General features: G+C 73.3%; 14 protein-coding genes and 1 pseudogene. 6 read left to right on the forward strand and 9 right to left on the reverse strand.

Translation table 11 applies throughout. From position 1 onward, the window contains the following. Positions 1-178: 178 nt before the first annotated feature. The 3 genes from KK617_RS17250 to KK617_RS17260 are packed head-to-tail and all read right to left on the reverse strand — an operon-like array spanning position 179 to position 2995. Positions 179-997 carry an AAA family ATPase gene (locus KK617_RS17250; protein WP_277501396.1) on the reverse strand — a complete coding sequence of 273 codons (819 nt, stop codon included), beginning with the start codon at positions 995-997 and terminating at the stop codon, positions 179-181. After that, positions 994-2391 (reverse strand): Mu transposase C-terminal domain-containing protein, encoded by a 1398-nt coding sequence (locus KK617_RS17255; protein WP_168916591.1) that lies wholly within the window; start codon positions 2389-2391, stop codon positions 994-996. Before KK617_RS17255 ends, KK617_RS17250 begins: the two co-directional genes overlap by 4 nt. Before the next feature lie 7 nt (positions 2392-2398). Then, positions 2399-2995, reverse strand: coding sequence for a recombinase family protein (locus tag KK617_RS17260; protein ID WP_010534181.1), 597 nt, complete (start codon positions 2993-2995; stop codon positions 2399-2401). A 193-nt stretch (positions 2996-3188) separates the two neighbouring features. Between KK617_RS17260 and KK617_RS17265 the strand changes: the two genes are divergently transcribed. Together KK617_RS17265 and KK617_RS17270 are read left to right on the forward strand one after the other, a co-directional pair. Continuing rightward, positions 3189-3548, forward strand: a complete 360-nt coding sequence (locus tag KK617_RS17265; protein ID WP_277501402.1) for a metalloregulator ArsR/SmtB family transcription factor — start codon at positions 3189-3191, stop codon at positions 3546-3548. Continuing rightward, positions 3545-4147, forward strand: coding sequence for a cadmium resistance transporter (locus KK617_RS17270; protein ID WP_016997609.1), 603 nt, complete (start codon positions 3545-3547; stop codon positions 4145-4147). The genes KK617_RS17265 and KK617_RS17270 overlap by 4 nt, the downstream gene beginning before the upstream one ends. A 371-nt stretch (positions 4148-4518) precedes the next feature. Here the strand turns inward: KK617_RS17270 and KK617_RS18700 are convergent. Next, positions 4519-5433, reverse strand: a pseudogene (locus KK617_RS18700) (HAMP domain-containing protein); the annotation flags it as partial. 3 nt (positions 5434-5436) lie between these two features. Then, positions 5437-6114, reverse strand: coding sequence for a response regulator transcription factor (locus KK617_RS17280; RefSeq protein ID WP_277501415.1), 678 nt, complete (start codon positions 6112-6114; stop codon positions 5437-5439). A 72-nt stretch (positions 6115-6186) separates the two neighbouring features. On the opposite strand from KK617_RS17280, the gene KK617_RS17285 reads away from it, so the two are divergent. Next, positions 6187-6843 (forward strand): thymidine kinase, encoded by a 657-nt coding sequence (locus KK617_RS17285; protein ID WP_277501408.1) that lies wholly within the window; start codon positions 6187-6189, stop codon positions 6841-6843. A 55-nt stretch (positions 6844-6898) separates the two neighbouring features. After that, complete coding sequence (locus tag KK617_RS17290) at positions 6899-7996, forward strand: FAD-dependent oxidoreductase (protein ID WP_277501409.1); 1098 nt, start codon at positions 6899-6901, stop codon at positions 7994-7996. On the opposite strand, the gene KK617_RS17295 is transcribed toward KK617_RS17290, so the two are convergent. After that, on the reverse strand, positions 7959-8570 hold the full coding sequence (locus KK617_RS17295; RefSeq protein WP_346813448.1) for an SDR family NAD(P)-dependent oxidoreductase: 612 nt from the start codon (positions 8568-8570) through the stop codon (positions 7959-7961). The two genes, KK617_RS17290 and KK617_RS17295, sit on opposite strands and share 38 nt — an antisense overlap. Continuing rightward, positions 8531-9655, reverse strand: a complete 1125-nt coding sequence (sepH, locus tag KK617_RS17300) for a septation protein SepH (protein ID WP_277501410.1) — start codon at positions 9653-9655, stop codon at positions 8531-8533. Before sepH ends, KK617_RS17295 begins: the two co-directional genes overlap by 40 nt. 154 nt (positions 9656-9809) lie before the next feature. Here sepH and KK617_RS17305 point away from each other — a divergent pair, with 154 nt between their 5' ends. Continuing rightward, positions 9810-10451, forward strand: coding sequence for a trimeric intracellular cation channel family protein (locus KK617_RS17305; RefSeq protein ID WP_277501411.1), 642 nt, complete (start codon positions 9810-9812; stop codon positions 10449-10451). A 28-nt stretch (positions 10452-10479) separates the two neighbouring features. Here KK617_RS17305 and KK617_RS17310 read toward each other — a convergent pair whose 3' ends face one another. Next, positions 10480-11790, reverse strand: coding sequence for a D-arabinono-1,4-lactone oxidase (locus tag KK617_RS17310; RefSeq protein WP_277501412.1), 1311 nt, complete (start codon positions 11788-11790; stop codon positions 10480-10482). Between the two features lie 11 nt (positions 11791-11801). Then, a complete protein-coding gene (locus KK617_RS17315; protein WP_277501413.1) occupies positions 11802-13034 on the reverse strand; it encodes an MFS transporter in 1233 nt (410 codons plus the stop codon). A gap of 74 nt (positions 13035-13108) precedes the next feature. Between KK617_RS17315 and KK617_RS17320 the strand changes: the two genes are divergently transcribed. Beyond that, on the forward strand, positions 13109-14180 hold a 1072-nt coding region (locus KK617_RS17320), incomplete at its 3' end, for a ferrochelatase (protein ID WP_277501414.1).

The raw sequence follows: 14180 nt of genomic DNA on the forward strand, positions 1-14180 counted from the left end.
CGCACGATCGCCCACCGAAGACGCTGTCCGGGGGCACGCCTGCGAGCGCAGGTTCGAAACCCGAGTCCTGAATCAAACCGGCTCAAAACCGACGGACGACGGAACAACGTTTCTGACCCGCCCCGCCTGTGACTTCGTCTGCTGAATGGCGGGGTTCTTCGGTCGCTTCGTGGCGGGGTCAGGTGGCACCGATGACCAGGGTGCTCTGTGCGGCTTCGATGACGTCGTTGGTGATGGTGTCGAGTTCGTTGATCTTCAGGACCCGCTGGATCTGGGGGAAGAGGCGTTCGAGGAGCCGGAAGTTGCCGCGGGTGATCCGTGCGATGGCTGCGATGGCTTGGGCGTCGGTGAAGTCGTCGGGGTCGAGGGTCTTGCCGAGGGATCGCCAGTGTCGGTCGAGGACGAACAGCAGTTCGTCTTGTCCCAGGGGCCGGTACTGGTGGGCGAAGCCGACTCGGCTGTAGAACTGGGGGTAGTGGCTGAACTGCTTCTCCAGGCCGGGCATGCCGATCAGGATCAGGGCGATGTCGTCGCGGTCGTAGCGATCGCGCAGCAGTTCCAGCGCGGCGGGACGCAGTCGTTCGGCCTCGTCGACGATGATCAGCTCCACGTAGTTCCTGCCGTGTCGCCATCCCCAGGCCTCGGGAGTGGCCGTGCCGGGAGGTACGAGGTGCTGCTCGATGCACATGTTGGTGCGGGTGATGGCTTGGGTCAGCTCGTCCTTCAGGGTCCGCGGGGTGGTCAGCACGCTGGGGGTGTAGAGCACGGTGCGGCTCCGGTTCAAGGCGGCGTAGATCTTGGCGTCGTTGTCGGAGCGCGGCCCCCAGTAGGTCAGCAGGTCATGAGCCTTCTCGTAGTGTGCGTAGCGGCGCGCGGAGAGTGTCTTTCCTACGCCGGCTGATCCGAAGCACAAACCGATGGTGTGCCCGCGGCGCACGGCGTCGGCGAACTCGGTGAAGCGGCGGTGCTCCTTGGTGACGATGAAGCGCTGGCTCACCTGAGGTCCTCCTTGTAGATCTTCAACGCCGACCTCGGCGCCGGAGCCGGTGCTTCGGTGATCCGTGGCGTCTCGGTAGGTGCGGCCACGAGGGCGATGCGTTCGTTGATGCCGGCTCGCAGCGCCCGGCGGCGGGCGTTGCGCGCGGCCTGGATCTCCTTGAGGCTGACCTTCTGGTCGTGGTGCTCTTGGTTGACGGCCTTGCAGACGAATTCGTCGTGATCGAAGACGCGGATCTCGGTGATGTCGCGGGGGTCGTAGCGGATCACGACCGAGCGTCCGACGTAGCCGGCCAGAGTTGGCGAGACGTAGCGCAGGCCCTGGAAGCGGATGCCATCGCGGCGCACGACGCGGGTCTTGGCGACGGTCAACAGCAGTCCGTCGAGGTCTTCCAGGCTCTCGGGCATTCGGGGCAGCCAGCCATCGGCGATCCACGCGCTGCGCGGGGAGGTTCCGAGCTCGCTGTGCGTGCGGTCGTTGTAGGTGGCCACGAACGCCTCCAGGGCGCTATCGAGTTCGGCCAGGGACAGTTTCGGTGTCGGCCAGGGGTGCCCTTCGGTGATGTGTCCGGGCAGGGTGGCGAGTAGCTCGGTGTTGATGGTGCCGAAGAACCGCTCGATCTTGCCGCGGCCCTGGGGTCGGGCGACGGTGGAGTGGATCAGTCGGATGTGGAGGTCGACGGCGGTGTGGGCGAGCTGGTCACTGGTGAAGTCGCTGCCGTGGTCGACGTAGAGCACGTCGGGCAGGCCGCACATCGGCCAGGCCGGGTCGGTCTTGTGCCAGATCGCTTGGCGCAGCGCCAGGGCGGTGTTCATCGCCGACGGTGCGCCCAGGAAGGCTGTGTAGCCGCAGACCGCCCGGGAGCAGTCGTCGAGGATCGTTGTCAGCCATGGCCGTGCGGGCTTGCCGTCGGTGCCCACCACCAGGATGTCGAGCATGGTGTGATCGGATTGCCACATCGCGTTGGGCAGCTCTGCTTGCCGGCGGAGCACCAGCTCGTGCTTGTCGCGGTAGGACGCTGCGCCCTCCAGGGCGAGGGTGACCATGCCGGGATCCAGGGTCCGCACGATGTCCCACACCACCGAGTAGGAGGGGACCGGCCACTTCCGGGCGGCGCAGATGCCGGTGACTTTGCGGTGGATGGTGGCGATGGCCGGCCGCGGCTTGCTCAGTGCCAGGCCCTCGATCAGGTGGACGAGGTCGGGCGGAAGGCGGCGGGAGCCGGTGTCCGCTCGCGAGGCTGTCTCCAGTCCGGCGTAGCCGTCGGCGCGGTAGCGGGCGTGCCAGCGCTCCAGGGTCCGCAGCCCTACATCGGTCTCGCGAGCTAAGCGCGCGAGGGGCACCTGGTCCTCGACGTGGAGCCTGAGGATTCGCCACCGCGCTCGAGCGTCCACGACGCACCTACTGCAAGGCGTTCTCGCGCCCGCGCTCGGCGCGCTGAAGGGCGCGGTAGACCGTGGAGCGGCCCACGCTGAACAGCTCGGCCAGCTCGCCCACGGTGTGCTCGTCGGCGGCATGTAGCTGGACGAGGTGAGCTTCTTGCCGGGGGGTGAGTTTCGGTGACTTCCCGCGCAGCCGGCCCTTGGCCTTGGCGACCTTCATCCCCTCGCGGGTGCGGGCACGGATGAGGTCGGCTTCGAATTCGGCGACCATCGCCAGCACGTTGAACAACAGTTTCCCCATCGGGTCGGTCGGGTCGTACACCGATCCGGCGATGCTCAGCTTCACTTCCCGCGCCGCGAGGTCGTCGGCGATCTGGTGGGCATCACGGACTGAACGCGCCAGCCGATCGAGCTTGGTGACCACGAATGTATCGCCGTCCCGACAGGCAGCCAGCGCCTGCCGCAGGCCCTCACGGTCGGCGTTGCGGCCCGTGAGCCCGTGATCGACGTAGATGCGCTTGGGATCGACGCCGAACGCCGCGAGTCCGTCACGCTGCGCGGTCAGGTCCTGCTCGTCGGTGGAGACTCGGGCATAGCCGACCTTCAAGGGGGACATGCTCCCCAGTGTGTCATATAGCCTCCCTTCACCGGACAGTTCACCGGACGGGTCTTACGGGACAGCCCGCCAGGCGTGCCGTCGTTCCTCTCGATAAGTAGCGGTGGTGTCCGGTGAGGGTTCCCCTTACGGGCATGCGATCTGGGCTGACGCCTGTGACCGAGTGTTCAGTGCGCGCTGTATAGTTCAGTCCATGCTGACTATTGCTTCGCGTCTCGACGTGATGAACCGCCTGGGTCGTGCACTGGCCGACCCCACTCGATCCCGGATCATCTTGACCCTGCTCGACCATCCCGCTTACCCGGCGGAACTGGCCCGAGATCTGGACCTGACACGCCCGAACGTGTCCAACCACCTGGCATGCCTGCGCGATTGCGGGATCGTCGTCTCCGAGACCGAGGGTCGTCGGACACGATATGAGATCGCCGATTCGCACCTGGCGCAGGCGCTGACGGCACTGGTCGATGCCACCCTGGCAGTGGACGAAGACGCCCCGTGCATCGATCCCGCCTGCTCGCTTCCCGGATGCGACGCAGCTGGGGAGGGCGCATGATCCTCACCTCGGTCTTGCAGGCGATGGGCCTGTTCGCAGCGACCAACATCGACGACATCATCGTGCTCTCCCTCTTCTTCGCGCGAGGGGCAGGCCAGCGCGGCACTACCGCCCGCATTCTGGCCGGCCAGTACCTCGGATTCGCCGGCATCCTCGGTGCCGCGGTCCTGGTGACCATCGGTGCCGGAGCATTCCTGCCCTCGGCAGCCATCCCGTACTTCGGTCTCATCCCTCTGGGCCTCGGCCTCTGGGCCGCATGGCAGGCCTGGCGCGGAGACGATGACGACGATGACGACGAGGCCAAGGTTGCCGGCAAGAAGGTCGGCGTGTGGACAGTCGCAGGCGTCACCCTTGCCAACGGCGGCGACAACATCGGCGTCTACACCCCTGTCTTCCTCAGCGTGGAACCTCTCGCAGTAGTCGCCTACTGCATCGTCTTCCTCGCGCTCGTCGCGGTCCTGGTGGCCCTGGCAAAGTTCGTCGCCACCCGCCCCCCGATCGCCGAAGTGCTCGAACGCTGGGAGCACATCCTCTTCCCCATCGTTCTCATCGGCCTCGGCATCGTGATCCTCGTCAGCGGCGGAGCCTTCGGACTCTGATGTAGCGGCAGCGATCCAAACGGCCCCGACCGGGCGCACCCCTCTCGGTTCAGACCGCGACACCTACCTGCAGCCAGCCCTGCGTGATCGCGGCAACAAGACCGCCACGGAGCGCTGCAAAAACCCCGCCACCAAGCGAACGAAGCCACAGACAAGGCGACCGTCCCGGTCGCGTGGCGCGCCGCGTTGTCGACGAGGTTGCGCACGACCTGGCCCAGGGCGGGTCCGTCGCCGGTGGTGCGCAGCGGCGTCACGCCCGCGCCGTCGACCCGGAGGTCGGGACGGTTGCGGCGCAGGCGCGCGACCTCGGTCAGGAGCAGGTCGTCGAGGTCGACCTCGGTACGCCGACGCGTCGCCGCCCCCTCCTCGGTGCGGGTGAGCACGAGCATCTGCTCCACGAGGTGCTGCAGGCGGGTGGTCTCCTCGAGCACCGCCGTCACGAGCTCGCCCTCGTCGAGCGCGCCCGGGTGGGCGCGGGCGACCTCCGCGGTCTGGCGCAGGCTCGCGAGCGGCGAGCGCAGCTCGTGGGAGGTGTCGGAGACGAAGGCGCGCTGGCGGTGCGCGGCCGTCTCGAGCCGCTCGAGCATCGCGTTCATCGTGGTGGCCAGGCGCGCGACCTCGTCGCCCGACGGGGGGACGGGGACGCGGCGCTCGAGGGCCCCGGAGCCGATCGTCGCGACCTCCGCGCGGATCCGCTCCACGGGGCGCAGGGCGCGCCCGGTGACGAGCCACGTGGTGACGCCCACCAGCAGCACGGCCACGGGGATCCCGGTGGCGAGCAGCGGCCAGAGCGCGGCGACGGAGTCCTCGGCGTCCTCGAGCGTCACGGCGACGGCCACGACGTGCTCCTGCTCGTCGTCGCCGGTGCCCACCTCCACGTCGTCGGTGCGCACGACGTACCGGTCGCCGTCGAGCCGGGTGGTGCCGTCGGCGCGGGGCAGGGTGAGGCCGCCCGTGCCCGACGACGCCACGAGCGTGCTGCCGCGCGTCACCTGCCAGGCGATGTCGTCGACGTCCTGCTCGTCGTCGCCGCCGTCGGGGTCGTCGGACGGCAGCGCCGCGACGCCGCCCTGCTCCAGAGCGGCAGCCAGCTCCTCGGCGCGGTTCTCGGCGGTGTCGCCGGCCGCGCCGCGCAGCGAGGCACCGAGGGCGAGCACGAGCGCGACCGCGCCGACGGCGAAGGCGAGGGCCACGACGAGCGTGGCGGCGGCCGTGGTGCGGGCGCGGACGCCGGCGCGCCGCCGTACCGGGGGGACGGCGGGTGGGGGCGTCGCGGGAGCGGACACGGCTCAGCCGCCGTCGCTGGAGAGGCGGTAGCCGGCGCCCCGCACGGTCTGGATGGCGGCGCGGTCGAAGGGCCGGTCGAGCTTGTTGCGCAGGTGCCGCACGTAGACCTCGACGATGTTGGGGTCGCCGTCGAAGTCGTCGTCCCACACCGAGTCGAGCACCCGCCGCTTGGAGACGACGTCTCCCTTGTGGCGCAGCAGGAAGGCGAGCAGCGACAGCTCGCGGGAGGTGAGCGACAGCTCGACGTCGCCGCGCCAGGCCCGCCGCGCCGCGGGGTCGAGCCGCAGGTCCCCGGCCTCGAGCACCGTGGGCCGCTCGCGCGCGCCGCGCCGGGCGACGGCCCGCAGCCGGGCCACGAGGACGGGGAACGAGAACGGCTTGGTGAGGTAGTCGTCGGCGCCGGTGTCGAGGCCCTCGACCTGGTCCCACTCGCCGTCCTTGGCGGTGAGCATGAGCACCGGCGTCCAGTTCTCCTCCGCGCGCAGCGTCGCGCACACGCGGTAGCCGTTGATGCCCGGCAGCATGAGGTCGAGGACGATCGCGTCGTACGTGTTCTCCCGAGCCATCCACAGGCCGTCGGTGCCGTCGTGCGCGACGTCGACCGCCATGCCCTCGGCCTCGAGACCCAGCTCCAGGGACCGCGCCAGGCGGCGCTCGTCGTCGACCACCAGCACGCGCATGGGCGTCATCGTGCCGCACCTCCGCTGAACGCGGGCTGAACGGTCGGCTCCCCGGGCCTAGGATGTTCCCTCGTGGCTGAACTGCACTTCTTCACCGGGACCATGGACTCGGGGAAGAGCACGCTCGCCCTGCAGACCAACCACAACCACGCGACGCGGGGGCGGGTGGGGCACATCTTCACGAGCCACGACCGCGCCGGCTCGGCGACCATCTCCTCACGGCTCGGGCTCTTCCACGACGCCGCCGAGGTGGCCGACGACTTCGACTTCTGGCGCTACGTGGTCGGGGAGCTGACCCGGGGCAGGCGCATCGACTACCTCATCTGCGACGAGGCCCAGTTCTACTCGGCGGAGCAGATCGAGCAGCTCGCCAAGGTCGTCGACGAGCTGCAGATCGACGTGTTCTGCTTCGGCATCCTCACCGACTTCCGCACCCGGCTCTTCCCGGGCTCGGCCCGGCTGGTCGAGCTGGCGGACCGCATGCAGGTGCTCCAGGTCGAGGCCCTGTGCTGGTGCGGCCAGCGGGCGACGCACAACGCGCGGACCGAGGACGGCGTCATGGTGACGGAGGGCGACCAGGTCGTCGTCGGCGACGTCGACCAGACCGGACAGCCGCCCGCCGAGGTGGCCTACGAGGTGCTGTGCCGCCAGCACCACCGCCGCCGGCTCACGGCCGCCCGTGCCAAGGCCGTCTCGCTCGTGTCCGAGCCGCTGCCGTTCGGGGAGTGAGGCGGTCAACCGGCGTGCCCGGGCACAAATGGACCCCGGTCCGCGTTCTCCGGGTGTGAGCACGACGCGCAGCCTCCACGACGCGGTGGTCGTCGGTGCCGGGCAGGCCGGGCTGTCGGCGTCGTTCCACCTGCGCCGGCTGGGCGTGGAGCACGTCGTCCTCGACGCGTACGCCGCGCCGGGCGGCGCGTGGCAGCACCGGGCCCACTCGCTGACGATGGCCGACGTGCACGGCGTCGCCGCGCTGCCGGGCCTCCCGCTGCCCGACGGCGACCCGCACGCACCCGCCCGGGAGGTCGTGCCGGCGTACTTCGCGGAGCACGAGGCCCGCTTCGCGCTGCCCGTCGAGCGGCCCGTCGACGTCACCCGGGTGGACCCGGAGCCGGACGGGACGCTGCTGGTCCGGGCCCGCGACGGGCGCGCCTGGCCCACCCGCACCCTGGTCAGCGCCACCGGCACGTGGCGCCGGCCCTTCGTGCCGCACGTCGCCGGGATCGAGACCTTCGCCGGTCGCACGCTGCACTCGTCGGCGTACGACGGGCCCGCGGACCTCGCCGGCCGCACGGTCCTCGTCGTGGGGGGCGGGGCCTCGGCGGTGCAGCTGCTCGGGGAGGTCGCGGGCACCTCGCGGACCCTGTGGGCCACGCGGCGCCCGCCGCTGTGGCGCGACGGCGAGGTGGAGCCGTTCGACGGTCGCGCCGCGGTCGCGCTCGTCGAGGAGCGGGTACGGCGCGGGCTGCCGCCCCGCAGCGTCGTGAGCGTCACCGGGCTGCACCTGCGCCCGCAGGAGCAGCGGGCGGTGGCCCTCGGCGCGTACGCGCGCCTCCCGATGCCGCAGCGCTTCGTGCCGGACGGGGCCGTCTGGGCCGACGGCAGCCACCGCGCGTTCGACGTGGTGGTGTGGGCGACCGGGTTCCGGCCGGACACGGGCCACCTGGCCCCGCTGCAGCTGCGGGCGCCCGGGGGCGGCATCGTGCTCGACGGCACCACCGTCGTGGCCGACCCGCGGGTGCAGCTCGTCGGCTACGGGCCCTCGGCCAGCACGATCGGGGCCAACCGCGCCGGCCGTGCGGCCGCCGTCGCGGTGCGCGACCGGCTCGCCGCGGGCGCCGACGTCACCAGTGCACGCCGCGGAACACCCGCGCCAGCATGAGCTGCTCGCTCTGCGAGCCGCCCTCCCCGCCCTTGCCGCCGCCCTCCCCGCCCGCCGTCCCGGCGGCCGGGCCGCGGGCCGCCGCCGAGTCGGGGAACACGTGGTACGCCATGTTGAGCACCCGGAACGCCAGCTTCGGAGCGAGCGTGTGCGCCACGGCGCCTGCGTTGCCGAGCGGGGTGTTGACCTCGTGGGGACGTTCGACGAGCGCCGTGACGACGAGGTCGGCGGCCTGCGCCGGCGAGATGGTCGGGAACCGGTCGTAGAGCTTCGTGGGCGCGATCATCGGCGTGCGCACGAGCGGCATGTGCACGTTCGTGAACGTGACGCCCTCGCCGACGAGCTCGGAGGCCACGACGGTGCTCCAGGCGTCGAGCGCGGCCTTGGAGGCGACGTACGCCGAGAACCGCGGCGGGTGGGTCTGCACCCCGATCGAGGAGATGACCCGGTGGCACCGGTGACGAAGTAGGACATGGGCCGCAGCGTAGTGGTCTGCGTCACGTCCGTGGGGTGCTCGGAGGGGTGGTGCGGGGCCTACTCGCCCCGCCCGCCGCCGAACATGATCTCGTCCCAGCTCGGCACCGAGGCGCGGCCGCGGGCCTTGCGGGCCGGCCGGCGCGGCGCGGGCGCCGGCTCCGGCTCGGCGGGCTGCTCGCCCTGGTCCTGATGCGGGTCCGTCGGGTCCGCGTCGGTGGGGTCCGGGTCGGCGCGGTCAGCGTCGGACGGGGCCGCCGGGGTGTCGAGGTCGCCCGCGGGCTCCCCGACGGCCTCGACGTGGTCGGCCTCGGACGGGCCGAGGTCGTCCTCCGGCGCCGCGGCTCCGGTGACGGCGGCACGCAGCTCGCCGAGGTCGCCCAGGTCGACGGTCGCCTCGCGGTCGGCGTCGCCGGCCCCGTCGCCCGCCCCGTCGTTGGCCAGGTCGAGCGCGTCGGCGCCGAGCCCACCCGGCTCGGCGGCGGGCCCGGCGGGGGAGTCGTCGTACGGCAGGTCGAGCAGTGCGTCCGCGGTGCGGGAGCGGGCTCCGGCGGCGCGGCGTCGGCGGGCCTGCTGCAGGTCGTCGCGGACGGGGTCGCTCGGCGCGTCGGGCACCTCGCCGATGAGCCAGCGGGCGTCCTCGTCGTCGGCGACCACGTAGCTGCCGCGCAGGTCGAACGTGAAGGTGGCGGTGCCGCGCCGCTTGCCGGCGACGAAGGTGCCGCTCAGGGTCCAGCGGCCGTCGTCGCGCCGCCACGCGTCCCACGTCACGGCGTCGGGGGACAGGGCGCGGGAGCGCAGGTGGGCGGCGACCGCCTCGCCGAGGGTGCGGGCGGCGGTGGCGCCGTCCCCGCGGCGGCGCAGGGAGGAGGCCTGGGCGCGCTCGGCGACGTGGGCACGCTCGGCGAGGACCGGCGCGACGAAGCCCATGATGCGCTCGACCGTCGTCTGCGCGGCCTGCGCGACGTCGTCCGGTGACGCCCCGGCCCGGATCCGGGCCTGGATGTCGCGGGGACGCAGGGTCGATTCCATCGTGATCTCCAACTGGCCGAGTCGGTCCGTGTCGCCGCGCAGCGCCGCGCGGAGTCGGGCGTCGACGTCGAGCGTGAACTCGACGCCCGCGTCGCTGACCAGCACCAGGCGACGCTTGTCCTGGCTGAGGCCCGTGAGCGTCAGGTGGACCATCGGGATGGCTGCCTCCTGCTCGCGGTCGCTGGTCGTCGGTCGTGCCGCGACGGCGCCGCGCGGTGGGGTCGCCCCGCGGGGTCCGTCGTGACCGCCGAGCCTACGCCCCGGGACCGCCCCGGCGTGGGCGACCGGCCGGGGCTACGCTCCCGCGGTGGGATCGTGGGACCTCGACAGTGCCGTGCTGCTCGTCGTGCTCGACCTCGTCGGCATCTTCGTGTTCGCGATCTCCGGGGCGCTCGTCGCCGTGCGCGGGCGGCTCGACCTCTTCGGCGTGCTCGTGCTCGCGGGCACGACGGGCCTGGGCGGCGGGTTCCTGCGCGACGTGCTCATCGGCGCCGTGCCCCCGGCCGCGCTCGCCGACTGGCGCTACCTGCTCGTGCCGGTGGTGGCCGGGCTCGTCACCTTCCGCTTCCACCCCACGCTGGGCCGCCTCGAGCGGCCCGTCGGCGTCTTCGACGCGTTCGGGCTGGCGGTCTTCTGCGTGGCCGGCGCCGTGAAGGCCCTCGACTACGGCCTGGGCCCGCTCCCGGCGGCGCTCCTGGGCATGGTGACCGGGATCGGCGGCGGCATGGTGCGCGACCTGCTGGCCGGGCAGGTGCCGGTCGTCTTCCGCGGCGAGCTCTACGCCACGCCCGCGCTCGCCGGGGCCGCCGTCGCCGTTGGGGGGCTCGAGCTCGGACTGCCGCTGCTGCCGGTCGCCGTGGTCGGCGCCGGGACCTGCCTGGTGTGGCGGCTGCTCGCGATGTGGCGGGGCTGGCGCGCGCCCCTGCCGGCCGGGCCGTCCGCCGCCTGAGGGGCGCGGGCGCGGGGAGCGGCGGGGTTCAGTCGCCCAGCACCCGGCGGGTGTAGGCGTTCGCCAGCACCCGGTCGGGGTCGAGGCGCTCGCGCAGCGCGAGGAAGTCGTCGAACCGCGGGTACGCCGGCGCGAGGTCGGCCGCGGTCCGCGTGTGCAGCTTGCCCCAGTGCGGGCGCCCGTCGTGGGCGCGCAGCACCGGCTCCACCCCGGCGAAGTACGCCGTGTGGTCGACCGCCGCGGGCACGTGGAACGCCAGGTAGAGCGAGTCCCGCCCGTACGCCGTCGACAGGGGCACGTCGTCGGCGCGGGCGGCCCGGATCTCGACGGGGAACCCGATGCGCCAGTCCGCGGCGGCGATGGTGCGCCGTACCTCCGCCAGCACGGCGGGGCCCGCGGCGCGGGGCACGGCGTACTCCATCTCGCGGAAGCGCACCCGGCGCGGCGACGTGAGAACGCGGTGGGGGACGTCGGAGAACGTGCGCGGCGACAGCGCCCGCGCGGCCACCCGGTTGAGGGTGGGCACGAGCGCGGGGACGCGGTTGCCCAGCGCGACGACGCCGCCGAAGACGGTGTTCGCGAGCAGCTCGTCGTCGACCCAGCCTCGCGCCCGACCCAGCGGCCGGGCCTCGTCGAGGTCGGCGTCGAGACGGTTGTCCCGCTTCGTCAGCAGGCGGTCGGTGTGGGGGAACCAGTGCAGGTCGACGTGGTGGTTCTCGTCGAGCAGCGCGTCGAGCGAGCCGATCGCCTCGTCCCACGTCATCGGCTGCTCGACGGCCTCGAGCAGGAGGAGCGGCTCGACGGCGAGGGTGACCCGGGTGAGGACCCCGAGGGCGCCGAGGGAGACGCGCGCGAGGTCGAGCACGTCCGCGTTCTCGGTGGGCGTGGCCACCACCACCTCGCCGGTGCCGGTCACCAGCTCGAGGCCGACGACCTGGGCGCCGAGCCCGGCCCACGTGCCCCCGCTGCCGTGGGTGCCCGTCGACACGGCGCCCGCGACCGTCTGCTCGGCGATGTCGCCCATGTTGTGCAACGTGAGGCCGAGGCGCTCGAGCTCGGCGTTGAGCACCTTCAGCGGCGTGCCCGCGAGCACGGTCACGGTCATCGCCGCGCGGTCGACGTCGACCACGCCGACGAGCCCCTCGGGGTGCAGCAGCTCGCCGTCGGTGAGCGCCACGTCGGTGAAGCTGTGGCCGGTGCCGACCATCCGGACGGTCGAGCCGTGCGACCGGGCCCGGTGCACGGCCGCGACGACGTCACCGACGTCGCGGGGGGTGCTCGTCGTCGCGGGGTGGGCGGTCGCCGTCCCCGCCCAGTTCGACCAGCTCGCAGCGCCCATGGGGCGGGAGCCTAGGGCGTCGGCACGTCGCGCGGCAGGGGCGCAGCGGCCCCGGCCTCGGGGACCGTCGCGGGGACGGGCGTCGCCCAGGCGGCGACGGTGGCGACGACCCCGGCGACCACCGGCACGGCGTACGCGGCCTGCGCGCCCCAGGTGTCGATGCACACGCCCGCCAGGGCCGCGCCGGGCGCGATGCCCGCGGCCATGCCGGTGTGGAGCACGGCCATGGCCTCGGTGACGCGGGTGGCCGGCGCCGCCTGCTGCACCAGGCTCATGGCGCTGATGAGGGTGGGGGAGATGGCGGCGCCCGCCACCAGCAGGCACACGCCCAGCACCAGGACGGAGGGCACCACGAGCAGGGGCGCCATGGCGACGGTGAGGGCGAGCGCGGCCCAGCGCATCCGCGCGTGCGGCCCGACGCGCCACTGCACGGCTCCGACGACGACGCCGGCGGCGAGGCTGCCGAGGGCCCAGGCGGCCAGCAGCACACCGGCCCACGCCTTCGCGCCCTGCTCCTCCGCGAACGCGACGGTGGCCACCTCGGCCGAGCCGAAGACGGCTCCGAGGCCGAAGCTCGACGCGGTGAGCGCGGCGATGGTCGCCCACGGCATCCGCGGACGGGCCGCCGACATCGTCGTACGGCGCTCGACCGGGGGCTGGGTGCCCCGCTGGCCGGTCAGCGCCAGGGTGCCGAGCACGCCGGCGGCCACCGCGACGAGCAGCCCGGCGGCGGGGTCCCACGCGGTGGCCAGCACCGTGACGAGGATCGGGCCGGTGATGAAGACCGCCTCGTCGACGACCGCCTCGAGCGCGAACGCCGTCTGCACGCCCGCGGTGTCGCCGCGCAGCACGTGGGCCCAGCGGGCCCGCACGCACGAGCCGACCTGGGGCAGGGCGGCCCCGGCCACGGCGGCCGCGACGTACGCGGTCCACAGGGGCGCCTCGGTCCCGACCGCGGCGACCAGCGCCGTGCCGGCGATCCCGAACACGACGATGGCCGGCGCGAGGGCCCGGGCCTGCCCCAGCCGGTCGGCGAGACGGCCGTGCACGATCGCGAGCGCGGCGTTCGCCAGCACGTAGACGGCCGACACGGCGCCGGCGACGCCGTACGAGCCCGTGTGCTCCGAGACGAGCAGCACGATGCCGAGCGAGACGGTGGAGATGGGGATGCGGGCGACCAGCCCCGTGAGGCTGAACGCGAGGGCTCCCGGCAGCCGCAGGATCCGGGTGTACGACGTCAGCACGACGACCGAGCCTAGGCCGCCCGGGCGTCCCTCCCGGCATCAGCGCGTGCCCTCCGCCTCCCTACGATGGCGCCATGCCGAGCGACACGTCCCCGCCCCCCACCGACGCCCCCGACGTCAGCCCGTACGACGCCCTCCTCCTGGTCGGTTTCGGCGGCCCCGAGGGTCCGGACGACGTCGTGCCCTTCCTGGAGAACGTCACCCGCGGGCGCGGCATCCCGCGCGAGCGGCTCGTCGAGGTCGGCGCCCACTACGACCTGTTCGGTGGTCGTTCGCCGATCAACGACCAGAACCGGGCGCTGCTGGCGGCCATCCGCGAGGACCTGGCGGCCCACGGCATCGACCTGCCCGTCTACTGGGGCAACCGCAACTGGGACCCCTACCTCGACGACGTCGTCACGCAGATGGCGCGCGACGGGGTACGGCGGGCCGCGGCCTTCGTGACGTCGGCCTACTCGTCGTACTCGTCGTGCCGGCAGTACCGCGAGAACCTCGCCGGCGCCGCCCGCGCCGCCGCCGACGCGGGCCTGGAGCCGCCGGTGCTCGACCGGTTCCGGGTCTACTTCAACCACCCCGGCTTCGTGCGCCCCAACGTGGAGGCGGTGCTCGCCGCGCTGCGCGAGCTGCCCGAGGAGGCCCGCGCGGGGGCGCGGATCGTCTTCGTCACGCACTCGATCCCGACGAGCATGAACGACGGCAGCGGTCCGACGGGCGACGCCTACCGCACGCAGCACCTCGACGCCGCGGGCGTGATCGCCGACGAGGTGGCGCGCACCACGGGCACCACCCACGCGTGGGACCTCGTCTACTGCTCGCGCTCCGGCCCGCCGCAGGTGCCGTGGCTCGAGCCGGACGTGAACGACCACCTCACCGAGCTGTCGGCCGCGGGCGTCCCCGGCGTCGTGCTGGCCCCGATCGGGTTCGTGTCCGACCACATGGAGGTCATCTACGACCTCGACACCGAGGCGCTCGCGACCGCCGCCGAGCTCGGCCTCCCGGCCGCCCGCGCGGCGACGGCCGGCACGCACCCCTCCTTCGTGTCGCTGGCCCGCGACCTGCTCCTGGAGCGGGCCGCGGTCGAGCGCGCGGCCGCGGCCGGGAGCGACGCCCCCGAGGCCGCGCTGCCCGACCGGCCCGCGCTCGGCG

It is taken from the genome of Nocardioides sp. ChNu-99 (assembly GCF_029493445.1).
Classification (GTDB): Bacteria; Actinomycetota; Actinomycetes; order Propionibacteriales; family Nocardioidaceae; genus Nocardioides.